26 protein-coding genes and 1 pseudogene are annotated in these 25,263 nt (G+C 70.9%); 8 read left to right on the top strand and 19 right to left on the bottom strand.

Features of this window, described 5'->3' with window-relative positions:
- Positions 1-67 precede the first annotated feature (67 nt).
- On the bottom strand, positions 68-811 hold the full coding sequence (locus ACFWTE_RS16555) for a GntR family transcriptional regulator (protein ID WP_378780302.1): 744 nt from the start codon (positions 809-811) through the stop codon (positions 68-70).
- A 370-nt stretch (positions 812-1,181) separates the two neighbouring features.
- Between ACFWTE_RS16555 and ACFWTE_RS16550 the strand changes: the two are divergent.
- Positions 1,182-1,514: pseudogene (locus ACFWTE_RS16550) on the top strand (PLD nuclease N-terminal domain-containing protein); the annotation flags it as partial.
- A gap of 348 nt (positions 1,515-1,862) precedes the next feature.
- Here ACFWTE_RS16550 and ACFWTE_RS16545 read toward each other — a convergent pair.
- The 3 genes from ACFWTE_RS16545 to ACFWTE_RS16535 all read right to left on the bottom strand — a co-directional run bounded on the left by ACFWTE_RS16545 (position 1,863) and on the right by ACFWTE_RS16535 (position 4,340).
- Complete coding sequence (locus ACFWTE_RS16545; protein WP_378780301.1) at positions 1,863-2,972, bottom strand: hypothetical protein; 1,110 nt, start codon at positions 2,970-2,972, stop codon at positions 1,863-1,865.
- Between the two features lie 277 nt (positions 2,973-3,249).
- A complete protein-coding gene (locus ACFWTE_RS16540; RefSeq protein WP_378780299.1) occupies positions 3,250-3,456 on the bottom strand; it encodes a DUF397 domain-containing protein in 207 nt (68 codons plus the stop codon).
- The gene (locus ACFWTE_RS16535; RefSeq protein WP_378780298.1) at positions 3,453-4,340 is read right to left on the bottom strand and encodes a helix-turn-helix domain-containing protein; all 888 of its coding nucleotides are present in this window, start codon (positions 4,338-4,340) and stop codon (positions 3,453-3,455) included. The genes ACFWTE_RS16540 and ACFWTE_RS16535 overlap by 4 nt, the downstream gene beginning before the upstream one ends.
- Positions 4,341-4,481: 141 nt before the next feature.
- Here ACFWTE_RS16535 and ACFWTE_RS16530 point away from each other — a divergent pair, with 141 nt between their 5' ends.
- The 3 genes from ACFWTE_RS16530 (at position 4,482) to ACFWTE_RS16520 (ending at position 6,361) form a co-directional block, all read left to right on the top strand.
- Entirely contained in the window at positions 4,482-5,384 is a 903-nt protein-coding gene (locus ACFWTE_RS16530) for a helix-turn-helix domain-containing protein (RefSeq protein ID WP_378780296.1), read from the top strand.
- Positions 5,385-5,552: 168 nt separating this feature from the next.
- Complete coding sequence (locus ACFWTE_RS16525; protein WP_378780295.1) at positions 5,553-5,951, top strand: ATP-binding protein; 399 nt, start codon at positions 5,553-5,555, stop codon at positions 5,949-5,951.
- Positions 5,948-6,361: a hypothetical protein gene (locus tag ACFWTE_RS16520; RefSeq protein ID WP_378780294.1), complete on the top strand. Its 414-nt coding sequence runs from the start codon at positions 5,948-5,950 to the stop codon at positions 6,359-6,361. Before ACFWTE_RS16525 ends, ACFWTE_RS16520 begins: the two co-directional genes overlap by 4 nt.
- Positions 6,362-6,533: 172 nt before the next feature.
- Here the strand turns inward: ACFWTE_RS16520 and ACFWTE_RS16515 are convergent, their stop codons facing one another.
- The 4 genes from ACFWTE_RS16515 to ACFWTE_RS16500 form a co-directional block, all read right to left on the bottom strand.
- Positions 6,534-7,820 (bottom strand): dihydrolipoamide acetyltransferase family protein, encoded by a 1,287-nt coding sequence (locus tag ACFWTE_RS16515; protein WP_378780293.1) that lies wholly within the window; start codon positions 7,818-7,820, stop codon positions 6,534-6,536.
- A 15-nt stretch (positions 7,821-7,835) separates the two neighbouring features.
- Positions 7,836-8,849: an alpha-ketoacid dehydrogenase subunit beta gene (locus ACFWTE_RS16510; protein WP_378780292.1), complete on the bottom strand. Its 1,014-nt coding sequence runs from the start codon at positions 8,847-8,849 to the stop codon at positions 7,836-7,838.
- Positions 8,850-8,864: 15 nt separating this feature from the next.
- Positions 8,865-9,971, bottom strand: a complete 1,107-nt coding sequence (gene pdhA / locus ACFWTE_RS16505; RefSeq protein ID WP_378780291.1) for a pyruvate dehydrogenase (acetyl-transferring) E1 component subunit alpha — start codon at positions 9,969-9,971, stop codon at positions 8,865-8,867.
- 542 nt (positions 9,972-10,513) lie between these two features.
- Positions 10,514-11,191 (bottom strand): GntR family transcriptional regulator, encoded by a 678-nt coding sequence (locus tag ACFWTE_RS16500; protein ID WP_378780290.1) that lies wholly within the window; start codon positions 11,189-11,191, stop codon positions 10,514-10,516.
- A gap of 739 nt (positions 11,192-11,930) precedes the next feature.
- Between ACFWTE_RS16500 and ACFWTE_RS16495 the strand changes: the two genes are divergently transcribed.
- Entirely contained in the window at positions 11,931-12,695 is a 765-nt protein-coding gene (locus tag ACFWTE_RS16495; protein WP_378780289.1) for a phosphatase PAP2 family protein, read from the top strand.
- A gap of 159 nt (positions 12,696-12,854) precedes the next feature.
- On the opposite strand, the gene ACFWTE_RS16490 is transcribed toward ACFWTE_RS16495, so the two are convergent.
- On the bottom strand, positions 12,855-13,373 hold the full coding sequence (locus tag ACFWTE_RS16490; protein WP_378780288.1) for an SRPBCC family protein: 519 nt from the start codon (positions 13,371-13,373) through the stop codon (positions 12,855-12,857).
- A 779-nt stretch (positions 13,374-14,152) separates the two neighbouring features.
- Here ACFWTE_RS16490 and ACFWTE_RS16485 point away from each other — a divergent pair.
- The 3 genes from ACFWTE_RS16485 to ACFWTE_RS16475 all read left to right on the top strand — a co-directional run bounded on the left by ACFWTE_RS16485 (position 14,153) and on the right by ACFWTE_RS16475 (position 16,120).
- Positions 14,153-14,623: a hypothetical protein gene (locus tag ACFWTE_RS16485; protein WP_378780287.1), complete on the top strand. Its 471-nt coding sequence runs from the start codon at positions 14,153-14,155 to the stop codon at positions 14,621-14,623.
- Positions 14,624-14,627: 4 nt separating this feature from the next.
- The gene (locus ACFWTE_RS16480) at positions 14,628-14,960 is read left to right on the top strand and encodes a winged helix-turn-helix domain-containing protein (RefSeq protein ID WP_378780286.1); all 333 of its coding nucleotides are present in this window, start codon (positions 14,628-14,630) and stop codon (positions 14,958-14,960) included.
- A 275-nt stretch (positions 14,961-15,235) separates the two neighbouring features.
- Entirely contained in the window at positions 15,236-16,120 is an 885-nt protein-coding gene (locus ACFWTE_RS16475; RefSeq protein WP_378780285.1) for a helix-turn-helix domain-containing protein, read from the top strand.
- Between the two features lie 179 nt (positions 16,121-16,299).
- Here ACFWTE_RS16475 and ACFWTE_RS16470 read toward each other — a convergent pair whose 3' ends face one another.
- The 10 genes from ACFWTE_RS16470 to ACFWTE_RS16425 all read right to left on the bottom strand — a co-directional run bounded on the left by ACFWTE_RS16470 (position 16,300) and on the right by ACFWTE_RS16425 (position 25,261).
- The gene (locus tag ACFWTE_RS16470) at positions 16,300-17,061 is read right to left on the bottom strand and encodes a MerR family transcriptional regulator (protein ID WP_378780284.1); all 762 of its coding nucleotides are present in this window, start codon (positions 17,059-17,061) and stop codon (positions 16,300-16,302) included.
- Between the two features lie 30 nt (positions 17,062-17,091).
- Positions 17,092-17,568 carry a VOC family protein gene (locus tag ACFWTE_RS16465; RefSeq protein ID WP_378780283.1) on the bottom strand — a complete coding sequence of 159 codons (477 nt, stop codon included), beginning with the start codon at positions 17,566-17,568 and terminating at the stop codon, positions 17,092-17,094.
- Between the two features lie 107 nt (positions 17,569-17,675).
- Entirely contained in the window at positions 17,676-18,500 is an 825-nt protein-coding gene (locus tag ACFWTE_RS16460) for a polyphosphate polymerase domain-containing protein (protein ID WP_378780282.1), read from the bottom strand.
- Complete coding sequence (locus tag ACFWTE_RS16455; RefSeq protein ID WP_378780303.1) at positions 18,497-19,105, bottom strand: DUF4956 domain-containing protein; 609 nt, start codon at positions 19,103-19,105, stop codon at positions 18,497-18,499. The genes ACFWTE_RS16460 and ACFWTE_RS16455 overlap by 4 nt, the downstream gene beginning before the upstream one ends.
- A gap of 217 nt (positions 19,106-19,322) precedes the next feature.
- Complete coding sequence (locus ACFWTE_RS16450; RefSeq protein ID WP_378780281.1) at positions 19,323-19,982, bottom strand: response regulator transcription factor; 660 nt, start codon at positions 19,980-19,982, stop codon at positions 19,323-19,325.
- The gene (locus ACFWTE_RS16445; protein ID WP_378780280.1) at positions 19,979-21,586 is read right to left on the bottom strand and encodes a sensor histidine kinase; all 1,608 of its coding nucleotides are present in this window, start codon (positions 21,584-21,586) and stop codon (positions 19,979-19,981) included. Before ACFWTE_RS16445 ends, ACFWTE_RS16450 begins: the two co-directional genes overlap by 4 nt.
- The gene (locus tag ACFWTE_RS16440; RefSeq protein ID WP_378780278.1) at positions 21,576-21,944 is read right to left on the bottom strand and encodes a hypothetical protein; all 369 of its coding nucleotides are present in this window, start codon (positions 21,942-21,944) and stop codon (positions 21,576-21,578) included. The genes ACFWTE_RS16445 and ACFWTE_RS16440 overlap by 11 nt, the downstream gene beginning before the upstream one ends.
- Before the next feature lie 695 nt (positions 21,945-22,639).
- The gene (locus ACFWTE_RS16435; protein WP_378780277.1) at positions 22,640-23,530 is read right to left on the bottom strand and encodes a DMT family transporter; all 891 of its coding nucleotides are present in this window, start codon (positions 23,528-23,530) and stop codon (positions 22,640-22,642) included.
- A 98-nt stretch (positions 23,531-23,628) separates the two neighbouring features.
- Entirely contained in the window at positions 23,629-24,201 is a 573-nt protein-coding gene (locus ACFWTE_RS16430) for a hypothetical protein (protein WP_378780276.1), read from the bottom strand.
- A gap of 70 nt (positions 24,202-24,271) precedes the next feature.
- Positions 24,272-25,261, bottom strand: a complete 990-nt coding sequence (locus ACFWTE_RS16425) for an ATP-binding cassette domain-containing protein (protein WP_378780275.1) — start codon at positions 25,259-25,261, stop codon at positions 24,272-24,274.
- Positions 25,262-25,263: the final 2 nt, after the last annotated feature.

The following is a 25,263-nucleotide window of genomic DNA, read 5'->3' as shown; positions in this document are numbered from 1 at the left end:
GAGGGGAGCGGCCACCGCCCTTCGTCGTGCCCGGGCCGGAGCTGCCGTGCCGGGCGCGGTGCGCGGTTCAGCGCCGCCGGGGGTCCCCGGGTCGGCGCGGCCGCGCCAGCGTCAGCTTGTAGAGGAGTCGGCACTGCTCGGCCGAACCGATGAGGTCGGAGGTCTCCACGGGCCGGTTGGCGCTGAAGTGGGTGCGTTCCACCACCAGCACGGGCATCCCGGGAGCCGACCCGAGGAGGGTGGCCTCGGAGTCACGCAGGGAGCGCACGCACACCTCCTCGACCACACGGTCCACCGGGTGGCCGGCGGCGCTGAGCCGTTCCAGCAGGCCGATCTCGGGTGCGGCGTCGAAGGGAGTGCGCAGTGTGCCCGCGGTGAGTGCCGCCGGCTCCCACGACTGGTGCAGGGTGATGGGCAGATCCGATGCCAGCCCGCGTGAGGTGGTGCGGTAGACGGGGTCTCCGTCGCGCAGCCGGAGCCGTGAGCTCAGTGGGGCCGAGCTCGACTCCTGGTCGGTGCCGATCTCCTCGCGCAGGAGTGTGCCCAGCCCGGAGCCGGAGGAGGAGTCGGTCCGGCACAGCCGGAAGAGTTCGGGAACGGTGCGCACGAAGTACCCGGAACCGGGCCTGGCCTCGACCAGGCCCTCGGTGACCAGGAGCCGGAGCGCCGTGCGGGAGATCTGTTCGCTGACCCTGTAGGAGCGCGCCAACCGGGTCCGGGAGGGGAGCCGGGTGCCGGGCGGCATCTCCCCGCGCAGGATCGGTTCGCGGAGCTGTTCGGCCAGCCACAGGTAGCGCGGTTGCCTCACCACGTCATGAGGCCCGGGACGAGGGGCCTCCCGTGGACGTCGTGCCTCTGCGCCGACGCGGGGTGGCGGCGGTACGCCCGGGTTGGGGGTCGTGGGTGCCGGTGCCACCACCGTTGCCGGTGGGGGCTCCGGTTCGGAGGAGGGGAGTGAACCTGCAAGATCGCCGAAGCTCGCCCATGCTTCTCAGTAAAGCAGTGGAAAGGCCTGGTAGGGGGCGGTATTCGAAAGTCTTCGCTTCGATCCGGAGAGGCCGCAGAACCGAAACCCGGCGCAGGCGGTCGGGAAACGCCCGAAAACCATGGAATGCGCCTGAGTAGGCACGACGAAAGACTACTCTGCGTGACAATTAGACTACGTCATGCTTGGGGGAGTCATGATCACGAGCCTCGCCGACAGCACGGACACCGCCATCGCCTGGATGAGCGGTATCACCGGGTTGATCTTCCTTTTCATCGCCCTGGTCCTGGTGGTGCTGGTGATCGCCGCCGTCATCTCGGCACTGGTCGACGGTGACACCACCGGGGGCGGCAAGCTCCTGTGGATCATCTTCATCATCTGGTTCCCGCTGTTCGGCGCCGTCGCCTGGTTCGTGGTCGGGAAGAAGGGCCACCTCAACCGCTTCCTCGGCATCGACAAGGGGAGGGCCCGCCACACGGTGCCCTCCAGCGTCGGCCAGCACAGCAACGTGACCAACGGCCGGAACGGAGGGCTGAGCGGCGCACAGGGCTACCAGGGCGACGTCCAGACCTACTCGGGCGAGGGCCGGCCTCACCAGGGCGAGGACCGGTCTCACCAGGGTGGCGACCGGACCTACCAGGGCGAGGACCGGACCTACCAGGGTGACGACCGGTCCGGGGCGGACGGCAGCCGGGTGGGCATGCGTGGGAACCGGGCCGGGGCGGGCTACGGCCGTCCCGGACTGGGCCGCGCCTGACCAGGGCGACCCCAGGCCTCGACGGAGCCCCGGGCGGGAGGAGTCCGCCCGGGGCTCCGTCGTGTCAGCGGTCCCCTCCCCGGAGCCCCTGTCGGGCGGTCCGGGCCGACCGTACCCCGGTCACGGGTTGCCCACCACGCGGAGCCCGTAGTCGTGGAGGAAGTACTCGGCGGTCCACCCCCCGGTCACCGAGGCCACCTTGACGTGGTCGCCCCAGTCGGTCAGGGACAGGTCCCCGGGGGAGGGGATGCCCAGCGCCTCCGCGGTCTCCAGCACCAGCATCGCCAGGCGCGTCCCGTTGACCTCGTCGTAGGGGTACCTCGGAGAGTGGAAGGCGACGTCCTCACTGCGGTGGTGCTCCTCGGTCGCCTCGGTCCAGCCCAGCTCCTGCGGAGTGGGCGCCGACCGCGCCGGGCCGAAGAGGTCGACCACCGCCTGGTCCAGGCCGAGCTGTGCGTGTTCGCCGAGTTCGAACTGGAAGACCCAGGGGCCGCCGCGGCCGGGGATCGTGCCGTGGAAGCCGAAGGAGCGGGAGAGGCCGAGGGCGTGCAGCTCGGCGGGCATGGTGTTCAGGGAGCGGGCCAGGAGTGTGCAGTACTCCTTCCAGTCGGAGTAGCGGGTGATGCCCGCGAAGGACATGCTGCCGCCCTGGTCGCCCGACCGGCGGCTCATCAGCGTGCCGACGAACCCGCCCACGTCGCCGACACCCTCCTTGCGGTAGTACCAGAACCACCCCTCGGCCGGACCGCTGGGCAGGAGCGAGAGCACGGGGCCCCTGGCCCCCGCCCGCAGTTCCAGGCTGTTCCGCCGCATCCGCCAGCGCATGAAGGGGGCACCCCACCCGGGGTGGTCGTCGTGGAAGGGGACGGAGTCGTCGTCGGCCCCGAGGATGTGGGGCTGGTCGAACTCGGCGCGCAGGATGTCGGCGGCCCGCCGGAACGCCTCGACGTGCTCCCTGGTCGCACCCCCGACCTCCTCCAGGGGGACGTGCAGGCCCACGTACTCCTCCGTGGTCACGTGGATCTCCAGGCACTCGTCCACCGGCCGCAGCCGCGCCTCCCCGAGGTCGGCTCCCGTGCGAAGAACAGGCCCCCCGTCGTCATCGACCCACTCCCATCCCTGGTCGGCGGCCATCCGACGCAGGTCGGCGCCGCTCCACTTCCCGGTGGCGAGGCCACGGAGCCGGTGGGCGAGCGCGGCCACGTCGGGGGCCCGGTGGGGGTAGCTCATGGTGCACCTCTCAGGTCGGTTCGTGGAGATCCTGGCAGATTTCGGTGACAGTCCGGAAGCGGCCATGCACGAGGGGGAGCCTCTCGTGGCGTGCGGGATCGGTCCACGGCCTGTGGGCAGACGCGAAAGCCCCGGCCGAGGATCGGCCGGGGACGGAGGTTGGTTCGGGTGTTGTGGGCCAACCGGAGAGTGAGTTGCCGTTGCGCAAATGCTGGGCGGGGGGGGTACCCGGTGGTACTGAGGAAGGCTTGCCACTCGGTGGCTTCGCGAGAAGCCCCTACGTTGGGTCGCTCTGGGTTGTGTTGAGGAAAGCCTGCCACTCGGGGCCGGGGAAGGTGAGCGCACCGAGGTCTCTGTGCTTGGTGTCGCGCATCGCGGCACTCGTATGGGTCGGCATCGCGACCTCCACGCACGCGCTCTGCCCGGCGCTGTAGGAACTTTTACGCCACTCGTACGGGAACACTGGGTCTCGCCCTACTTTCATCGCTTCAGGGACTCCATGATGCCAGCGATAGTTTCGCGTGATCGCTCAGGGGGATAGGACAGCTCCGCCAGGACGTCGTATGCGGCGCTGTACTCGGCGACGCTCACCTCGTCTTCGACGTAGACGTCGCTGGTCATCAGCTCGACGTGGACAAAGTCCAACCTTGACAGGGACAGGATCGCGAAGGCTCCGGTGACGCCAGGGTGCGGTTTGTCGGAGAACGGCAGGACCTGGACTGTGATGTTGTCGCGTTCGCTGCTGTCGAGTAGCGCCTTCAACTGCCGGGCGAAGATCTCCGGTCCTCCGAGCGGCTGGTGCAGGACGGCTTCGCTGATGATGGTGTGGAATTCCACCGGTTCGTCACGTTTCAGGATGCCCTGACGAGCCTTGCGCGTTGCGATGAAGCGCTCAAGTTCCTGATCGGACGCCCATGTACGGGTGGACTGCGCCGCGTAGCGTGCGTATCCCTCGTCCTGGAGCAGCCCGTAGATCAGGCTGGGTTCAAACGTGCGGATCGACGTGGCGGTCGATTCGAGCCGCAGCAGGTCCACGAAGGACGGACTGAGGCTGTCGCTCTGTTCGACCCACCAGCCCTTGCGCTCTTGCTGTACCTCTGCGGCCACCGTGATCAGGGTCTCCCTTATGTCCCTGTCAGTTACTTGGTAGGCGTCCAGAAGTGGCCGGACATCGCGGGGCGGGACCGCGACCAGCCCGTTCTCGATGCGGCTCAGGGAGGCGGTCGACCGGTCCGCGATTTTGGAAGCAGCGGTGAGAGACAAACCCGCTTCGTGTCTGAGCAGGGAAAACTTGTCGCCTAGCCACTTCTGCCTCAGTGAGGGCACCTCTGGGATCACCGTGTTCCTCCTCGATCCGTCATCGCTCATAGTCTGCCTCCTCTTTGGCAGTACAATACATAGTACGTAAATTTTACGAGCAGTAAGACTTGCGGTCAGGAATACTCGTGTTCATACTTGATCTCGAAGCGTGACGATGCAGGGCGTCGCGCGTGAGATGAGGAGTCCGGTATGTCGACCGTCAAGCGAAGTGGCGCGGGGCCGGTGGGTGGGGGACAGGACAGTGCCGCTTTGGGGTGGGAGCGGTTCGGGAGGCGGGTGGGGGAACTGCGGGAGGCCGCTGGGCTCAGCGCCCAGGACCTGGTGGTGCGAGAGGTGTGTGAGGCTTCCGAACTCCGCCGGGTGGAGGAGGGCGGCTCCGCAGTACCGCGTCATCTCGCCGAGTACCTGGACCGCAAGCTCAACGCGCAGGGAAGCCTGGTCAACGCCTGGGCCCGTTCCACGCTCAACACCCATCTGGAGTCGGGGGCCCGGCCGCACGAACTCGACTCCTCGGTGAGCAGCCTGCGCGAGTTCCACCCCGGGGCACTTCCGACCACGGTCCAGACTTACGCCTACGCGACCGCGCTCGGTCGGGTGCGGGGAAAACCCACGGGGCAGTCGATCGGCTGGAACCGCACGGCTTCGCTGCGGGTGGTGGTCAACGAAGCCGCCGTGCGCACTCCGGTAGGCGGGGCCAAGGTGATGCGCGAACAGCTGAGCCGCATCATCGGTTCCATGAGGGACAGCGGCCTGTGCCTCCAGGTCATCCCTGCTGACGTGGCCGAACACCCTTGCCCGATGGGGCCGTTTCGTCTCCTGTCCCTGGGGTCGGTGTACACCGTCGCCCACCTGGTCTCCCCCTGCGGGGACGGCCAGCTCATCTCCGCACCCCAGGAGGCTCGGGCCTTCGCTGACCTGTTCGAGGACCTGCGCGGGGCCGCGCTCCCGGTCAGCGACTCCTTGGACCTGGTGGTCCACATCTGCGAATCCCTCAGGTCCGGCTCTGACCGCAAGGCGATCACCAGCGGAGACCGCGCGGGCGACGGGGTTCTCCCCGCGCCCCCCACCTCCGTGAACCAGACCGCCCGCTGAGGGCGGCCAAGAAAAAGCTCTGGCGGGTGCAGAGAACACCCCCAGAGCAGGCCGACAACCAACCAGCAATAATCCAGAAAGCGATCTGTCGACATGTCCATTGTGCCCCACGCCCTGCCTCCCGGCCCCCGGTGGAAAGCGCGTGTCCACCCCGGAACTCTCGCCCAGATGAGCTCCGTCCGGGCAGACCTGCGTAGCGACCTGGCCCGGTTCGGTGAGGACCTGGTCGAGAACGTGACCCTGTGCGCCAGCGAGATCGTCGCCAACGCCGTCGAGCACACCCGCAGCGCTGACCTGGGCGGCCAGGTTGTGCGAGCCCTCTTTCTCACCGCGCCGGGCGTGCTGCGCCTGGTGGTCGTGGACGACGGGGCACGAGAATCCTCCCCGCAGATCCCGGCGCAGCGCACCGAGGCGGAGTGGACGAGCGCCGAACGCGGGCGCGGCCTGCTCATGGTCGACGCCCTCGCACGGGCTTGGGGAACTTACCCGCTGGTCCCCTTCCTCTTCTGCGCCGACCTGGGGACGGCCGTGTGGGCCGAGTTCACCACCGGGGAGACGATCCGATGACCACCGCCGTGAACCCGCGCATGCGCGCGGTGCTCGACACACCTCGTGGACACCGTTTCTCCCGCCCCTCCCACCCCGCTCGCCCCTCCCACACATCCAAACCCACCCCGCCCACCAGGGAACAGCAGCTCCTTGACCAGATGCGCGGCAACCCCCGGGTCGCCTACCGGCTCGAACACGGAGCCCTGCCCCACTGGATGAGGGTGGCGGAGGAGCGCCGCGCTCAGCGGGACCGGACCTCGGCCCGACCAGACGTCCCGGAGGAGGGGCCCGTGCCCGCTGCGGGCGGGCGCCACCGGCGGTCCCGTCCCCCGCGGCCCCGGTGGTCCGGCTGGCGGGCGCTGTCCTACGGCGCCGCAGTCGCCGGAGGCGTTCTCCTCGGCCAGGTCGTCGCCATGTCGCCTTGGTGACTTGTTCCTTTGGCCGCCTACCCGTTTGTCCCCTTGTCCGTTTGTCCGTCGGTCCGCTTATCCACAGGCTGTGGACAGAGTCTGCCGATCCGCCGACGCGCGGCGGTTCCGGAAACGACGGACGCCCCGGCCTTGGAGGGCCGGGGCGTCCGCGTTCGGGTACTACCGGGTGCTACAGGATGATCCGCATCGGCTCTTCCAGGATCTCCGCGAGGTCCTTCAGGAAGGCGGCGCCGACGGCGCCGTCCACCGCGCGGTGGTCCACCGACAGCTCCAGGGAGATCCGGTTGCGCACCACGACCTCACCGTCCACGACCACCGGCTCCTGGCGCATCGCGCCGACCGCGAGGATCGCCGCCTCCGGCGGGTTGATGACCGCCGAGAAGCTGTCCACGCCGAACATGCCCAGGTTGGACACGCTGAACGTGCCACCGCTCATCTCCTGCGGCTTCAGCTTGCCGTCACGGGCCTTGCCCGCCAGCTCGCGGGTGCGCGTGGAGATCTCCGACAGCGTCGCCCTGTCGGTGTCGTGCAGCACCGGCACCACCAGGCCGGCGTCCACGGCCACGGCCACGCCGACGTTGATCCGGCGGTGCTGGAGCAGCTTGTCGTCCACCCACGAGGTGTTGACGGCCGGGTGCAGCTTCAGCGCGGTCGCGCACGCCTTGACGATCAGGTCGTTGAAGCTGATCTTCGCGCCCGTGGACGCCAACTGCTCGTTGATCTGGCCGCGGAAGCCCTTGAGGGCCTCGGCGTCGATCGTGCGCCGCAGGTAGAAGTGCGGCACCGTCTGCTTGCTCTCGCTCAGGCGGCGCGCGATCACCTTGCGCACGTTGCTGACCTTGAGCTCCTCGGAGTCGCGGCCGTCGTCGAAGGCCGGGGCTGCGGGGGCGGACCGCTCCTCCTTCGCCGCCGGGGCGGCGGGAGCGGCCTCGCGGGCGCCCCCGTCCTTGGCGGCCTCGATGTCGGCGCGCACGATCCGGCCCTTGGGGCCCGACCCCTGGATGCTGTTGATGTCCAGGCCGTACTCACGGGCCAACCTGCGGGCCAGGGGGGAGGTGCGCGGTCGCGGACCGTCCCCACCGTCGCCCGGGGACGGGGCGGGGGCCTCTGCGGGAGCGGCCTCCTCCTCGGCGGCCGGGGCGGCCTCCTCCCCGGCCTCGTCCGCCGACTCCTGGGCGGGTTCGGACCCGCCGGAGCCGGAGTCGTCCGGCACCGCGTCCGGGGAGTCACCGATCACGCCGATGACGGCGCCGATCTGCACCGTGTCGCCCTCGGACACGGACTGCTTGACCAGGTAGCCGTCCTCGTAGGCCTCGTACTCCATGACGGCCTTGTCGGTCTCGATCTCGACCAGGACGTCGCCGGAGGCGACCTTGTCGCCCACCTGCTTGACCCACGTACTGATGACGCCTTCCTCCATGGTGTCGGAGAGGCGCGGCATCTGGATCTCGCTCATGCTTGGAATCTCCCTCTACCCGACCCGTTTGCCGACGGCGCTCAGGGTCTCCTTGATGGCGGTGCTGATCGAATCGACCGACGGCAGGGCGGCCGTCTCCAGCGGCTTGGCGTACGGCATCGGGACCTCCGCCATCGCGACCCGGCGGACAGGGGCGTCCAGGTAGTCGAAGGCGCCTTCCTGGATCGACGCGGCGATCTCCGCACCGATTCCGTAGGTCAGCCAGTCGTCCTCGCAGATCACCGCGGCGCCGGTCTTCTTGACCGAGTCGACGAAGGTCTGGCGGTCGAGGGGCCGGAGGCTGCACAGGTCGACGACCTCGACGCTGATGTCCTCCTCCGCCAGTTTCTCGGCGACCTGGGTGGCGACCATCGCCATCCGCGAGTAGCCGATGAGGGTGATGTCGGAGCCCTCGCGGGTGACCTTGGCCCGGCCGATCGTGGCGACGTTGTCGTTCGACGGCTGGGCGTAGTCGTCGGGGACCTCGCCCTTGGAGTTGTACAGGCCCAGGTTCTCCAGGAACAGGACCGGGTCGTCGTCGCGGATGGCCGCCCGCAGCATCGCCGAGGCCTCGGCCGGGGTGCTGGGAGCGAGCACCTTCAGGCCGGGGATGAACGAGTAGAACAGCTCGATGTTCTGCGAGTGCGTGGCACCGAGCTGCTGGCCGCCGCCCCCGGGGGTCCTGATGACCAGGGGAACGCTGGTCTGGCCGCCGAACATCCCGTAGATCTTGGCGGCGTGGTTGATGATCTGGTCGATGGCGATCAGCGAGAAGTTGATGGTCATCAGCTCGACGACCGGGCGCAGGCCGAGCATGGCCGCACCGATCGCGGCGCCGACGAACCCCTCCTCCGCGATCGGGGTGTCCTTGACTCTCCGGGGGCCGAACTCCGTGAGCAGGCCCTCGGTGATCTTGTAGGAGCCCTCGAAGACGCCGATCTCCTCGCCCATGACGAGGACGTTCTCGTCGCGGACCATCTCCGCGCGGAGCGTGTCGCGCAGAGCCTGACGGTAAGTGATCACAGACATGTGCTCGTTGCCTCTCTACTCTGCGAACACCGGGTCGGCGGGCATGCGGCGCGACTCGTTGGGGACGGGCGTGGCGTACGTGTAGTCGAAGAGCGTGGACACGTCCGGGTGCGGGCTGTTCTCGGCGAACTCGGCGGCCTCGGTCACCTCCGCCTTGACGGAGGCGGCGAGCTCGTCGCGCAGTTCGTCGGTGAGGATGCCGGCCTCGGTGAGCCGGGCGCCGAAGAGGGCGATCGGGTCGTTCTCCTCGGACCTGGCCTCGTCCTTCTGCTCATCGGTGCGGTACTTGGCCGGGTCGACCACGGAGTGGCCCTTCATCCGGTGGCTCCACGCCTCCAGCAGGAACGGCGTCTGCTCCTCGCGGGCGCGCTCGACCAGGCGGGCCGCGGTGTCGCGGACCGCGAGCACGTCACGGCCGTCCACGCGCTCGCCCTCGATGCGGAAGGCGGAACCCCGCTTGTGCAGCTCGGGCTCGGCGGAGGACATGTCCACGGTGGTGCCCATGCCGGTGAAGTTGTTGATCACCACGAACACGACGGGCAGGTTCCACAGCTTGGCGATGTTGAGGGACTCGTGCCAGGCGCCGATGTTGGTGGTGCCATCGCCCATCTGGCACATGACGACCTCGTCGCCGCCCCGGTAGGAGATGGCCAGCGCGGCACCGGTGGCCAGCGGCAGCTGGCCGCCGACGATGCCGTAGCCGCCGAGCATGCGGGTCTCGGTGTCGTACATGTGCATGGAGCCGCCCCAGCCCTTGGACACGCCGTCGGAGCGCCCGTAGAGCTCGGCCATGACCCGCTTGGGGTCCATGCCCTTGCCGATGGCGTACCCGTGGTCACGGTAGTTCGTGAACAGGTAGTCGCGCTGCTGGAGGGCGGTCATCAGGCCGACCACGGTGGCTTCCTCACCGAGGTTGAGGTGGCAGTAGCCGCCGATCCGCGCCTGGGTGTAGGCCTGCGCGGTGCGCTCCTCGAACCGCCGGATGAACAGCATCTGGCGGTAGTAGTCGAGGAGGACCTCGGGGGTCTCGCCGGTGAGGCCGGCGGAGGTGTCCTTGCGACTGCGCCGCCGGATCCCTGAGGACCGGGCGGTGCCGGTCTTCGGCTTGGCCGTGTCAGCCATGGTGTGCCTTTCTACGTACGAGAAGGCCTGTCGCCCCGGCCTGTGGGCGGGGGTGCCAGACCCGCCGCGGTCCCGCTGTCGGGCGCGACCTCGGCGTGCGCCGCCGCCGGGCTCATTCGGTGGCGGTGCTCTGTGGCTGTTGCGGGGCGCGTCGCGGGAAGCGTGGCTCGTCCTTCCCGGACGCGAAGCGCTCGTGGGGTCTCGTGTGCAGTTGTCCCCCGGACCCTTGACCGCATTGCTTCCCGGTCTTCACTGCCCTATGCATCCGTGACTCGGCGTGGCAGTGTCGGTCGCGAGGGTTCGTCCACCGGCCGGATGAACGACTCCGCGCACCCGAGGGGGTCGCGCGCGTACGTGTGACGTGCGTCGCGCACACTCTACGGTCTGATCGATGATCGATCAATACGACTTTACGGCAGATAACCGCAGTTTGGTGCAAGGGGGCAGGTCAAGGCCGGAAGGGAGCGTCGGCAGACATCGGAGCGGCGACGGCCGACGGCCCGGCGGTCGTCCGGGAACACGGAATGTCGGCCGGGACCGCCTCAGCGCACGCTCTCGTGGGACTTCAGGGCCGCCTCGACGTAGTTGAGCACGTGTTCGCTGACCATGTCCCCGACCGAGGGGTCGCCCTCCCGGAAGGCGCGGGTGATCTGGTCGTGGTCGGCCGCCTTGGCGTGCAGCTCCATGTTCAGCCAGCGCACCGACAGCGCGGTCCACACCTCGACGCCCAGCGACTCCCAGGTGTGCAGCAGCACGCTGTTGTCGGCGGCACGCACGATCTCCCGGTGGAACTCCACGCTGTGCCTGATCTGCTCGGAGACGTCCCCTTCGGCGGTCGCCCGCTTGAGCGCCTCCACCTCGCGCTCCAGCGCGGAGGGGTCGGCGGCCAGCCGGGGCGCGGCCAACCGCGCGGCGACCAGCTCCAGGCCGGCGCGCACGGGGTAGATCTCCGCCATGTCCTGGACCCCGAAGTCCCGCACGCGGGCGCCCTTGTTGGGCACGGTCTCGATCAGACGCAGGGTCTCCAGTTCGCGGAGGGCCTCGCGGACCGGCGCCTGGCTCACCTTCAGCTCGGCGGCGACACGGCGCTCCACGATCCGCTCGCCGGGCTGCCAGCGTCCGGACAGCAGGCCCTCGACCAGTACCTGCCGGATCTGCTCCCTCAGCGGCTCGCGGGCGAGCTTCGAGGGATCATCCGGCAACTGGGGCAGGTCGACCATCCAGGGCCCTTCCGTTCCACGGCCCGCGCACACCGTGTGCCCGGGCCGGTTCGCTCAGCTTCGTACAAGCTCTTTGAAGGGTGCCACACACTGGCGGGTCGGCCGGACAGCAGGCCTCGAACCGCTAACGGATCGATCACAAAACTATCGCGCGGTGGTGAACCGCGGGGAAGCGTTGTCGGGGGCCGCGGCAAAGCCCGAGGCAGAAGGGTCACGGTTGATCCGGCATGCCGCCGATCCGGCGAAGTGTCCGGGTAGGCTCATCTGTTGGCAACACTCACCCACTGTCGTGCGTGGTGTAGGGCACGTGACGGCAATGAGTTCGATACAGGTGCTTTGACCTGCGCCGACGACGACCGGGCAGTACCCGGTGCAACACAGTCGGCGCTGGTCAGCCCCGTGCCTCCCAGGCACCGGACCCGATCGGCGGCGGTCACGACCCAGTGAACCAGTCCCGTGGTTCGGCCGTCGAACCGGATGAGCGGGGTAGATCCACCCCGGCACCCGTCCCAACCCCGAGTCGACCCTGAGGACGTCAGAATCAGTTTCAGCAACCACGGCTAGCCCGTCCCCCACGCTTCCCAGGTGCCACAGGCAAGCCCACGACGTGTGAGACAGCACTGAGCACATGACGCACTCTTCGAGGACCCGACATCCACGGTCCAGGCAGTTGAACCAACCACACGACAGGGAAGAGCGTACGACCCCGGAACCGGGGCCGTACAGCGGTCCCATCCCCGTGGTGCGTACGAGCGAGTACGCCCCCGGTCCCCCGGTCGTGCGCGCGGTCCGATGGCCGAGCGTGAGCGAGATCGCATGGGGCGTGGCCTCCGACCGGGTGGCCATCATGCTCGCCGTGGCGCTGATCGCCATGACGATGCTCGCGGCAGGCCCCCTGCATCCGGTGGACAACTTCCTGAACGAGCTGCCCAGACCTTTCTGGGACGTGCTCCGCGAACCGCTGATCCTCTGGCCGGACACGGTGGCCTCCCGTGCGGTGGCACTGCCCGTTTTGGGCGTCACGGTGCTGCAGCTCGCCTACTGGCACCGGAGCTGGCGCCCGATCGTGCTGGGCGCGGTCGGGGTCGTGGGGATGATGTCGCTGGTGTCGGTGATGAAACTGGGCACCAACCGGGGACATGCCAAGCACTTCGACCCGGACTTCTTCATGGGCCCCGGCCACGTGGCCTTTCCGTCGGGGCACGGGGCGAACGCCATCCTGATCTACGGGCTGGTGCTGTTCCTCATCATCAGGTTCGGCGCGGCGCGGCCGCACATCATCCGGCGCCTGGCGTACTGCATCGTGGGTATCGCCCTGTTGCAGTCGACCGTCTCGATCTACCTGCACTTCCACTGGTTCACGGACCTGGTGGCGGGGATGTTCGCCGGGGGTTTCGCGCTGAGGGTGACCATCCGACTGGACCGGATGATCCCGCACGGCCGCACGGTGGAGTGGTGGCCCTGGTACGGCCGCAAGGAGGGCCCGCTCGCGGTGAAGGAGTGAGTGCCCCGGTGACGGTGCGGACACACGGTGCCGCGCCGCCACCCGGCAGCCGGCCTACAGAGACGGCGCCCTCCGGACACGGGTCCGGTGGGCGCCGTCCGCGTTTTCCCGGACAGGGCGGCCGGAGGTGCCCGGTCCGGGCCCTCACGGACAGATCTGTCAGGGGTGTGCCGCTTCCTCCACCAGGTCCCTCATCAGGGCCAGCCGCCGCAGGAACATCCGGTTCATCACGAACCTCACCACGGTTCGGTCGAGGAGGACGCCGAACCGGCTCGCGAACTCCACCCGGTCGGTGTAGGCGGTTCCGGTCCCGTCCGGGGCGACGGTGTGGGTGTGCCGGAAGTACCGGAAGAGCCCGCGCAGCTGCAGATCGGTGAAGTGCTCCCCGTCCTCGAAGGAGTCGATGACGCCGACCCAGCGCACCGGCACCACCCCGGCGATCCGCCAGCTCAGCACCATCGTCTCGCCCTCGGCGAGCCCGTCCTCGGGCCAGTGCAGGACCCTCACCACGCCGGGCATCGACCGCTCCAGCCCTGACCTGGTCGTACAGAAGGCGAAGACCCGGTCGGGCGGCGCGTCGAAGCGCGCGCCGTACACGGCGGTGCTCGTGGCCCGCGGGCGCTCGGTGGTGTGCGGTCCACTCAGGAACCCGCGTTCGTCGGTCCTGCGGTCGGTCATGGCTCTCCCGTGTCGGTCCTGCCCCTGCCCTACCCCGAAACGGGAGGCCCGAAGAAGGGAGGCGGCAGCGTCGACGCGATTCCGTACGCCTGCGGCCTCGACCCGGCCGAGGTCCCTCCCGCGATCGTGAGTGGCGGCGCCGGGCCCGGGAACATCCAGAGGGCCGCGGAGTCCTTCCGGTAGCGGGAGGGACACCGCGCGCGGCCACCGTCCCGATCGGATACGGGACGGTGGCCGTCTCGTGCGCGGCCGCCCCCGAGGGCCGCGACGTGCTCGCCTGGTGGATCGGCCGGGTGTGGATCGCCGTCGGCCTCTGGTGCGTGTCCGATCCGCCGTGGGAGAGCGGGGGCACGCCGAGGGGCGCAGGTGTCGGGCCGTGCAGGAGAGCCGCGTCTCCGGTGGCGCGGGGAGCGTCCGGCCGGGAAACCGATCTACCTAAACCGCACCTCATGGCGTGAGGGGTCGCCGGAACGGCGAAGCCACTCGCCGGTTGCTCGTCCTGTGGCCGGGTCTGCGGGAGAACCGTGCCTGTGCGACGCCTGGCGGCGCGCTTCTTGCCGGCACCCTTTGGCCCGCCCCCACCTGTGGTTTCGGCTCGCGGGTGAGGCGACTTCAAGTGCCTGGGGAGCGGGCGGACCGTATTTTCTTGCGGGGATCTACTTGCCTGAAGGGAAAGTGTCTTGTACTTTCCTTGTAGGCAACGACATGAAAGCTCGGCAAGCACCGGAGATCGCACGGCGCCCGCCGGCCCCGAAGGACGACGAGAGGAAGTTTTCGCCATGGGAACGCAGCCCACACCCGAGGAAGCCGCCAGCGCCCTCAACGAGGTCGCCGAGCGCCGCGAGCAGGCGGCGAGCACGAACGCCCACCCCGTGTGGACGCTGTGGGTCATCGGGGCCGGGGCCATCGGTTTCGGTCTGGCCTCGGACCTGTGGCCCGAGCGGAGCACGGAACTGCTCTACCTGTTCGCCACGGGCGCGCTGCTGCTCGTCTTCCTGCCGCGCTGGAAGCGCCCCGGCTCCGCGATGGGCTACCAGAGCGACCCCCGGCCGGTGGGGATCTCGGCCCGCGGCAGGGCGCTGCGGGCGCTCGTGATGCTCGCGCTGATGGCCGTGTTCGCGGCCGGAGCGGTGGCGCTGCGCAGCTGGGACGTGCCCTACCCCACCACCATCGCCAGCTTCGTGGTCGTCGTGACCATGCCGCTGTGGCACCGGCTGCTCAACCGCGCCGCGCGCGACCCCAAGGTCTAGTGCGGTGGCCGACCACGACGGACTGGACCAGTCCCTGCTGAACCCCACGCGGTTCTCGATCGTCTCGGTGCTGGCGGCCACCCGATGGGCGGAGTTCGGCCATGTGCGCGAGGCCGTCAAACTCTCCGACTCGGCGCTGTCCAAGCAGATCAGCGCGCTGGACAAACTGGGCTACGTGGAAACGGAGAAGGGCTACGTCGGCAAGCGACCGCGCACCTGGCTCAACCTCACCCGGGCCGGCCGGGAAGCACTGTCCGGCCACATCAGCGCCCTGCAGCGGATCGCCGCCGACGCGGGGGGCCTGGGGTCGGGGCACCGGCCAGGGGACCAGGAGTAGTCGGACAGCACGACGAGCGCAGGAGCACCACCGCCCCCAGGGGCCACCTTCACCCTCAGGGCCCGTGACCGGCCGTACCCGCCGCCGGTCACGGGCCCTGAGGGTGTGCGGGTGGCGACGACGGCGCCACACGTACCGTGCGGGGGCGGGCCACAGAAGCACGTTACCTGAAAGGAACGTGTGGTTTAGGATAATCGCTGACGCGTATCCGACCGCTTCGACAGGACCACCGCCATGATGACCCGAGCCCGCACCACCACCGCAGGGGCGGCCTGATGCCGCGCGGACAGGGCCTGCCCCTGGACGGCGCCCGGCTGAGGGCCGCCCGCACCGCCGCCGGGCTGAGCCAGCGCCAGCTCGCCGAGCGGCTGCCCACCACTCGCCAGCAGGTCATCCGCTACGAGCAGGGTGCCGAGCGCCCCGAGGCCCGGCGTCTGGCGGAGCTGGCCCGCGCGATCGGCGTGGGTGTGGGCGACCTGGTCGCCGAAGGCTCCCTCCCCGAGGGCCTGGCCGGGCTGCGGATCGGTGCCGGCCTCACCCTGGCCGCGGCCGCCGCGGCGGTGCGCGCCCAACTCCCCGCCGGGGCCCGGATCGCGTGCTCGCGCCCGGTCCTCGCGGACGCCGAACGCGGGGCGGTGCCGCCCACCTGGTGTCCGCCGGTCGCGGACATCCGGGTGCGATCCGCCCTGGGCCAGGCCTACGGCGCCGACCCCGAGGCGGTCCGCCGTGCCTGGTCTGCGACGTTCCCCGAGGCCGCCCCCGTCAAAGACGGGGATCCGCTCCCGGAGGCGCTGCACGCGCCGCTGCCGGGGGAGCGTGACCGCGCCGAGCGCAAGCCCGAGCCCCGGTTCGCCGCGGACCGGCCCCTGTGCCCCTACACCCCCGAAGAACTGGCCCGGGTGCGGGTGGTGCGCGAGGACCCCCGGGACGAGCACGGCCTGTACCGGGTCGAGTCCCCGACCGACCACCGGGTGCTCGGGTTCCTGTGGCACAAGGCCGCCCGCCGGTGGGCCTACGCCCCGGCCGATTCCACCACCGGGCGGCCGCCCGAGCGCCCCCCGGTGGTGGCCGCCGTGCCCACCCGCACGGCCGCGCTGGAGCGGCTGCTGGCCCAGCCCGGCCCGCTGTGGGGCGACCCCGCCGACGCCATCGTGCACTGAGCGGTCGGGGTTCGTTGTCGATGCCATCACCCAGGGGTGTACCGGCCACGGAGGCGAGGGACAGCCCGGCAGCGGTGTGGCAGCAAGGGGGTGCGTCCTCGCAGTTCAGGTGTCATGCGACCCCGGGGCGGCGGGGTTTCACGTGAAACATCCCGGGGCCGGGCCCCGCGGGTCGACCGTCACATGGACAGTCGGGCGTACTCGTGCAGCGAGTCGCGGACGAACGCGGCACCCTCCACGCTCCCGTAGGTGGTGGAGAAGGCCGGGTCCTCGACGTACATGGTGCCGAGGCAGCGCACGAGTTCGACGGAACGCTCGCGGTCGCCCTCGGCCACCGGTGTCCCGGGGATCGCCCGGAGCCACTCCACGTGGCGGGCGGCCAGCGCCTGCGCGCGGTCCGACGTGGTCGAGGCGCCGTCCTTCCACGCCTCTGTCCACGAGCCGACGAGGTCGTCGGTGTCCCGCTTCCACGCGATCTGCTGCCGCACCGTCTTCCCGTGCCACCAGTCGTTGCTCTCCTGGAAGACGCGCTCCCCCCAGCGGTCGACGACCTCGTCCCGGTAGGGATCGTTGAAGCCGTCCAACATCATGCCCATGGAGGGGTCGGAGCCCGAGCGCCGGGCGTCCAGGGTGTGCTGAACGGCCCTGATCCGCTGGTCGAGGCGGCTGCGCTCGGCTTCGAGGAGGCCGATGTGGTCGCTGAGGGCCCTTGCCTCCTCGTCCCCCTGCCGGTCCAGGACGTCCGCGATCACGGGCAGCCCCAGACCGAGGTCCCGCAGCAGGAGGATGCGCTGGAGGCGGGCGACCGCGTCCATGTCGTAGTAGCGGTAGCCGTTGTCACCGACCCGGGAGGGGCGCAGGAGCCCGACGTCGTCGTAGTGGCGCAGCGTCCGGCTCGTCACGCCGGCACGGGCCGCGACCTGCTGGATGGTCCACTCCACGCGTCCCCCTCCCCGGGCGTCGTGACGCCCCTACTCCTCGGCGATGAAGTCGCCTCTCGTGACAGTCTTTCGGACCCACTCCTTGGCGTCGTCCGCCTCCTCCTCACGGTAGGCCGTGAGGATCACCCGGTTGCCGTCCGGGTCGTCGACGGTCAGGTCGGAGGTGAACCAGGGGGTGTCCGAGGGGCCGTCGACGGCGGCGCCCCGAGGCAGGTCGGCCCGGAGGGCCTCCGCCAGTTCGGTGAGGTCCTGTCCGCCCGCGGCGAAGCTGGCGGTGGCGCTGCCGCGCTCCGGCGTGCCGGGGGTGAGCAGGATGTCCTGGTACTTCATCCTCCGCAGGTGGACCACGGCGGGGGGCTCGTCCGGACCCCCGAGGACGGCCAGGGAGATGAAGCCGACGGAGTGGTAGAACGCCTCGGCGGCGACGATGTCGGCGACCTGGAAGGTCACGAACATGGGCATGGGGTAGATGGTCCGGTCGATGACGGACGCGGTGTTCTCGCTCATGACGCCGACACTAGAAGTTGACGTAGCGAGAAGGTCAAGCCCGCACCGGGCCGGGGGGCTCCGCGGGGCCCCCGGCCCGGTGCGGAGGAGTCGGACCCGCGCGGTGTTCAGGCGTCGATGACCGCTCCGACCGGCGCCCGGTGCACGGACGCCGGCGCCTGGTGGTCCAGACAGGCGGCCATCGCCCGGTGCCACCGGTTACCCCTCAGCCGGGGTTCCAGCACGGCCACCGTCGCCCCGTACTTGCTGAACCCGACCTCGCGGAAACCGTGCTGGTGCAGGCGGCGCTCGGTGGAGGTGAGGCCGCCGCGCGTCTTGACCTCCAGCAGCACCGTGTCCGGGCGCATCCCGACGGACCAGCCGTTCCGGTACCCCACCAGGTCCGTGTCCACCGTCACCCGCTCCTCACCGGAGAACGACACGACGGTGGTGCGCCGGTAGTCGGTCACCGCGCTCGCCGTCAGTACGTCCGGCGGCTCCATCCCGTACCCGCGCAGGGTGTCGTCCAGGAATCTGCGGGTGAGGGGGGTGAGCCGGTCGGGCGGGCCCCCGTACTCGATCCGCGTCTTGTCGGTGACGCCCCGGGCCCCCTTCAGCTTGACCTCGAACATGCGCGTCCCGGTGTCCACGTAGGTGCGCACCCGGGCCTTGAACCGCACCCGCCGCCCTCCCCGGTGGGCGTGGAAGGCCTGCAGGTCGGGGGTGTCCAGGTAGGTGGACGAGTACTGGAACACCCGGCGCCCCCCGATCGTCAGGACCCCGAACCGCTCCTCGGCCCCCGCGAACAGTGAGTCCACGAAGGTGACGGGCACCAGGTACTTGCGGCAGGTGCGGGTGACCAGGGCGGCGCGTTCGTTGATCTCGTCCAGCGTCATGGGGCGCAGCGCGGCCAGCCCCTCGGAAGGGGGCGGTGCGGAGGCGTCGGTGCTCATCGGCCACCCAGCCAGGCCGGGAGGGGGACGGTGGTCCGCTCGGGAGCGGAGGTGGCCGCGCCGGTCCTGGGCGCGAGGTAGCGGACGTCCACGATCATCATGTCCCGCACGTAGTCGACCTCGGTCACCTCCACCCGCTTCACGCGGCCCCGCAACCGGGCCTCCAGGTCCTGCCGCAGCGCCACGGGGTCCTCGTGCACCACGTCCAGGGTCATCACCCGGCGCTGGTGCCGGACGAGCAGGCGCGGGTGGTCCGCCGCGTACAGGCCGGTGAGCAGGAGCACGTTGAGACCCAGCAGCAGCCAGGGCGTCTGTACCGCGACCGCGTTGACCAGGCCGAGGGTGATCGCGGTGAAGTAGTAGCCGATCTCCCCCTGGCTGATGAGGTCGGACCGCAACCGCAGGATCGACAGCACGCCGAACAGCCCGAAACCGACGGCGAGCCCCACCTCCTGGTTGGTCAGTGTCGACACCACGGCGAAGATGCCCGTGTTGAGAGCCACGTAGGCCAGCAGCAGGTCCCGACGCCCGTGGCGGCGGAAGTAGAGGGCGTACGACAGGACGGTGATCGCGGTCAGGTCGACCGCCAGTGCGAACCAGAACATGGTGATCATCCTCTGGGCGGGGAGTGAGGTGGCCATGAGGAACACATGAGGAAATCCTCATCCGGTCACCCGGAGGACACGGGGTCGGAGGCATCCCATGCGGAAACGGGGCAGAGGCGTCACAGAAGCCCCCGCCCCGGGCGGCTCCCGGCGTCACCGGACCCGCCCCGCCACCCGCCCACCAGGGTTCCCCGGTCCCGTCGGGCGGGCGCACCGGTCACCCGGTCAGGCGGTACCCCATGCCCCGTACGGTGATGATCCGCTCCGCCCCGACCTTGCGGCGCAGGGCTCGCACGAACACGTCCACCACGTTCGATCCCGGGTCGTAGTCGTAGCCCCACACGTGCGACAGCATCTGCTGCCGGGTCAGCACCTGTCCCGGATGCCGCATCAGCAGTTCCATCAGGCCGAACTCCCGGGCGGTGAGGTCCACCGCGTGCCCGTCCACCGCCACTCGGCGGGTGCGCAGGTCCAGGGCGAGCTCACCCGCGCGCAGCACCGTCAGGTCGGCGGGCCGTTCGTTGCGCATCCGCAGCCGCACCCGGGCCAGCAACTCCTCGAACCGGAACGGTTTGGTGACGTAGTCGTCCGCGCCGATCTCCAGACCGGTCACCGTGTCCCGCACGCCGTCGCGCGCGGTCAGGATCACCACGGGGATGTCCACGCCCAGCGACCGCACGCGTCGCAGAACGTCGAACCCGTCGGTGTCCGGAAGCCCCAGGTCCAACAGCATCAGGTCGAAACCCCCGGTCACCGCGTAGTCCACGGCCTCCGCTCCGGTCCCGACCACGGTGGTGGTGAACCCGCTGGCGTCCAGCCCCTTGCGGACGAACGAGGCGATGCGCTCCTCGTCCTCGACGATGAGGATGCGGCTCACACGTGCTCCCTTCCTGCGGTGGTGGGGACGACCAGGGTGAACGTGGACCCGCTGCCCGGCGCGGATCTCAGGTCCACGCGGCCGTGGTGGGCTTCGGCGATGGCCCTGACGATGGCCAGGCCCAGCCCGGCGCCCCGGTCGCCGCGGGCGGCGCCGCCGCCGCGGGAGAAGCGTTCGAAGATACGGCCGTGCTCCTCTGCGGGGATGCCGGGCCCCTCGTCGGCGACCCAGAACAGCACGTCCGAGCCGCTGAGCGTGGAGCCGACCCGCAGCGTGGAACCGGGCCCGGTGTGGCGGACGGCGTTGGCGGCCAGCTGGACCACGGCCTGGGTGACGCGCTGGGGGTCGAGCCGGGAGGCCCCCTCGGCCACCGACTCCAGCCGCCAGTCCCGGTCGCCGAGTCTGCGTACCTTGGCGTCGATGTCGCTGGTCAGCTCGGCCAGGGAGACGTCCTCGGGGCGGAGGAAGTCGGGCTGCTGGGACTTGGCGAGCAGCAGCAGGTCCTCGACGATCCGGCCCATGCGGTCGAGTTCGTCGGTGACCAGGCGGACGACCTCGCGCCGCTCCTCGGGGTCGTCCCCCATCAGCTCCAGGTGGCCTCGCACGATGGTGATGGGCGTGCGCAGTTCGTGCCCGGCGTCGTCGACGAACCGCCGCTGCGAGGTGAAGGCACCCTCCAAGCGGTCCAGCATGCTGTTGAACTGCTCGGCGAGGGCAGCGATGTCGTCCCGTCCGGACACGTCGATACGCCGGGTGAGGTCCTCCTCGGTGATGTACGCGGCGGTCTGCCGGATCAGCCTCACGGGTGCGAGGATGCGGCCCGCCACCCACCATGCGGCGGTGCTCGCGACGAGCAGGCCGACCAGGCTGACCAGGGCGATCGTCTGCATGGTGGTGGTGACGGTGTCCCTGTCGGCCTCGGTGAAGTAGCCGATGACGAACCACCCGGAGGCGCCCTCCCCGCCGGGGGCCATGACCCGGATCTTCTCCCACCGGGCGGGACCGGCGGGGGTGTCCGCGGTGCCGCGGGCGTTGGGGTCCTCCAGGATCGCGGCGACCGCCGCGGGGTCGGCGGACAGGTCGAAGGGCGGCTCCTGGCCCTGGCGGATGCGCTCCGCCGGGGACCCGGTGCCGCCGGGCGCGCCGCCCGCGCCCCCGTCGGCGGTCGTGGACCCCTCCACCCAGCCGAACAGGATCTCGGCCTCGTCGGGGTACTGGCGTTCCAGGTGGACCCGCACGAGGGTGGACACGTCCGTGAAGGGCTCACCGGTGCCGGGGTCCACACCGATCGCCGCGAACTCCTGGAACTCGCCGATCTCCTGGGAGAGCGCGCTGTCGACGCGTTCGGTGTTCCTGGTGGTGAGAGCGCTCCAGGTGACGACGTTGACCAGGACCAGGAGGGCTGCCATGAGCAGCGCGACCCAGGCCATGATGAGCAGGCGCGCCGGAACCCGCCGCCGCTGCGGGACCTCGGGCTGGGGGCCCTCGAAGACCATGGTCGGGTAGACGGAGGTGTCCCCGGTCCTGTCCCACGCGCCTCTGCCCGGCACACCGGTCAGGTCCTCCGTCGGGGAGTCGGCGCCGAAGTGACCCTCAGTCGTCATCGTCGTCGCCCCAGTCGTCGTCGTCACAGTCGTCATCATCATCGTCCCCGCAGGCAGCGGAGGGGGCCGGGTCCGGTTCGCGGTCCGGGGTCGGGGAGGGCGGCTCCGCACCGGGATGGTCGGGGTCCTCCTCGTCAGGGGTCCCGTCGCCGTCGTGGTCGGTGACCGGAGGCGGAGGGGCGACGACGTCATCGTCCGCCTGTTCCACGGGGTCGGCGCCGGGGGACTCCCCGACGACCACCTCGTGCGGGGGCGCGGGGTCCGGCCCGTCCCCGGGTAGGGCCCACACCAGGGCCGCCCCCGCGACCAGGACGGCCGCGACGGCTGCGACCAGTAGTGGCACCAACGGTGATCTCATAGTTCGAGAGCATCTCCGGTCCGGGCGAATTCAAGATGAAACGGACATGAGGATCCCTTCATCCTGGCAGGTGGCGCGGGGAGGAACCGCCTGGTCCGATCTGCTCCGAGCACGATGCGAGGCGTTGCGCGGCCACCGGGCGGGGGCACCCCGGTCGCCCCGGTCGCTCCGGTCGTCCCGGTCGTCCCGGTCGTCCCGGTCACCCCGGTCGTCCCGGTCGTCCCGGTCGCTCCGGTCGTCCCGGTCGCTCCGGTCGCTCCGGTCGCTCCGGTCGTCCCGGTCGCCCCCGGGCCGACGGGCTCACGGCCCGGGGCGGACGGGGATCGTACGTGCCTCGGTCCGCCCCCAGGCGTCGTCCACAGGTTCGGGTCGGGGCTGTCGGGGGCCGCCCCCGGCGTGGTGTGCTTGGAAAGGGGACCTCGGGTCCCCCTCCCTTCGGCGTGCCCGGGGCCCGTCAGCCCACCCGCCCACCCACCCCACCCACCCACCTTCGAGCCGTTCCACCGGGGACCCGCGGCCAGGCTGCACGGGGAGCGCTCGGGCAGCGGGCCGGGGCTGTCCATCGTCCGGTCCATCGCCTCGGCGCACGGGGCGGTGGCGGCGGCGCTGCCGCGCCCCGGCGGCGGACTCGTGGTCACGGTCGGCTTCCCCCGGGGTGGGCGGGGCCGTCCGGCCGTGCCGAGGGGAGGCGTGCCTCAGGACGCCGGTTCGGACTCCCGCGCGGGTGTCCCGTTCTGCGGAACGGTGAGCAGCCGGATCCCGTAGGCCGCGAGCACGGCGCCCACCGCGGCGACCGCTCCGCCGACCCACCCTCCCGCGTACGTCTCGTCCATGAACGCCACCCCCACGACGGTCGCGGCGAGCGGGTTGGTGAAGGTGGTGATCCCCAGCGGGGCTCCCAGGTCCATGCCCTGGTAGGCGGCCTGCGCCAGGAACAGCCCCAGGACGGCGATCACCGGGGTGGCCAGGGCGGAGGAGTGCAGCAGGCCGACGGCACCGTCCTCCCCGATGACGGCGACGGCGGTCTTGACCGTGGCGGAGGACACCCCGAACGCCACCCCGGCGGCGCCCGCCAGGAGGTAGCTGCGCCAGGCCTTGGACGGTACGCGTCCCGCCAGCCACGCGGCGGCCAGCAGCAGGGCCGTGGTGCCCAGGCCGACCACGACGGAACCGGTGTCGTCGAGGACCCCGCCCTGCCCGCCGGTCACCGTCACCGAGAGCAGCGCGACCAGCGCGACCACGGTGAACGCCGCCCCCCGCCACTCCTCACGGGTCACCCGCCGCCCGCCCAGCCGGGCCGACCACGGGATGCCGAAGACCAGGACCAGCACACCGAGCGGCTGCACCACGCTCAGCGGCGCGTGGCTCACCGCCGCCACCTGGAAACCCGCGCGGCCCCCGTTGAACGCCAGCGACACCCACCACAGCGGGTGCCGCAGCAGCGCCGTCAGCTGCCGGCCGCCGGTGAGCGATTCCGACACCCGCACGGCGAGCCTTCGCTGGGCCACCGCGGCGGCCGTGTAGGCCGTGCACGACAGCAACGCGAACATGATTCCCAAGCCCGTCCCGAACACCATGACTGCCATGATCCCGCTCTCCGGCGGCGACCGCGCCACGGGGACGGGACGGGCGGCGGACACCGCGCCCGGTGCTCCGCTTGCAGGAGGCGGACCCGTGCGGAGCCTCAGACCCCGGAGGGCCCCCGCGACCGGCGGAAGTACCGGTTCGCCGCCGGGGTGAACGACAGCACCCACGCCGTCAGCACCGACACGATGTGCGTGACCCGTACCACCAGGTACGCGGGGCCGTGCGCCTCGTACCCCATGGCCGCGAGGACCGCTCCGCCGTCCGGTACCGCCGTCGCGACCGGCACGAGCAGTGTGCCGAGACCGACGAAGCCGAGTGCGACCGCGAGGGCGATCCGCGCCCACTGTCCGCCGCACGCGAACCGGAGCACCAACAGTGCGGCGGACGCGTAGACCACCAGCCGCAGCGCGAGCCCGGCCCACGGGACGTCCCCTCCCGAGGCGACCATGCCGCCCACCGCCATCGCGGTCTCGGTGACGCCGCACGCGACCGCCGCCGCCCACGCCGCCGTCGCCCACCCCACCGTCCGGGGGAGCCTCCGTCCTCCGGCCTCCGGGGGGACCGATCCCACCGCCCCCGTCCGGGATGCCGGCGCCCTCTGCCCCGCCGCCGCGACCGTCCCCTCCCGGTCCGTCTCCGCCATCGTCGTCGCCCTGCTCGTTTTCCGCATGTCCCCAGGGTTTCCCGGCCCGCTTCCGGACTCCAGGGTGGGCGAACCCCCGAGGCCGGTGGTGTGGGCCCTACCCGCCGGTGACGGCGCCCCGGTACAGGGCCGAGACCACGCCCTCGATGTCCGGTTCGCGCAGTGTCAGGTCGACGACCTCGTGGTGCCCGGCGACCCGCGAGATCACCGAGGCCGGGTTCCCGGACAGCTCCAGCCACTGCCGGGGGCCGTCCACACGCACGCACACACCGCCCTCCACCTCGATGGGCGGTGCGGGAACGGCGAGGTCGACGACCAGGACGCGGGGCGTGGGCACACTCGCGCGCAGCCCCTCCAGACCCCCGTCGTACGCGAGCCGCCCCTTGTCGATGACGATGACCCGCTCGCACAGCCGCTCGACGTCACCGAGGTCGTGCGTGGTCAACAGGATCGTCGTGCCCGCCTCGGCGTTCAACCGCAGGAGGAACTCGCGGATGGTCGACTTGCTGACCACGTCCAGCCCGATGGTCGGCTCGTCCAGGACCAGCAGGTCCGGGCCGTGCAGCAGAGCCGCGGTGAGGTCGCCGCGCATGCGCTGGCCCAGGCTGAGCTGGCGCACCGGCGTGGCCAGGAACGGGCCCAGTTCGAGGAGTTCGGTGAGCTCGGCCAGGCGGCGGGCGTGGTCGGGGGCCGGGACCCGGTACATGTGCCGGACCAGCTCCAGGCTGTCCTTCAGCGGCAGGTCCCACCACAGGGTGGTGCGCTGTCCGAACACCACGCCGATCCGGGAGGCCAGACGGGTGCGCTCACGGGACGGCTCCAGGCCGTTCACCCGCAGGTGCCCCGCGGTGGGGGTGAGGATGCCGGTCAGCATCTTCATGGTGCTGCTCTTCCCGGCGCCGTTGGGCCCCAGGTAGCCGACGATCTCGCCCGGGTGGACGGTGAAGGTCACGTCGCTGACGGCGTTGACGGTGCGGCGCCTGCGCCGCAGGAACGGGCCCTCGGAGAGGACGAAGTCGCGGCCGAGGCCGACGGCCTCGATGACGGGTTCGGCGGCGCGGCCGGGTGGCGGTTCGGTCAGGGTCATCC

Source organism: Nocardiopsis sp. NPDC058631, from assembly GCF_042716955.1.
Taxonomy (GTDB): domain Bacteria; phylum Actinomycetota; class Actinomycetes; order Streptosporangiales; family Streptosporangiaceae; genus Nocardiopsis.
Note: the sequence above shows the minus strand (reverse complement) of the source record. Positions and strands in the feature narration are given on the sequence as shown.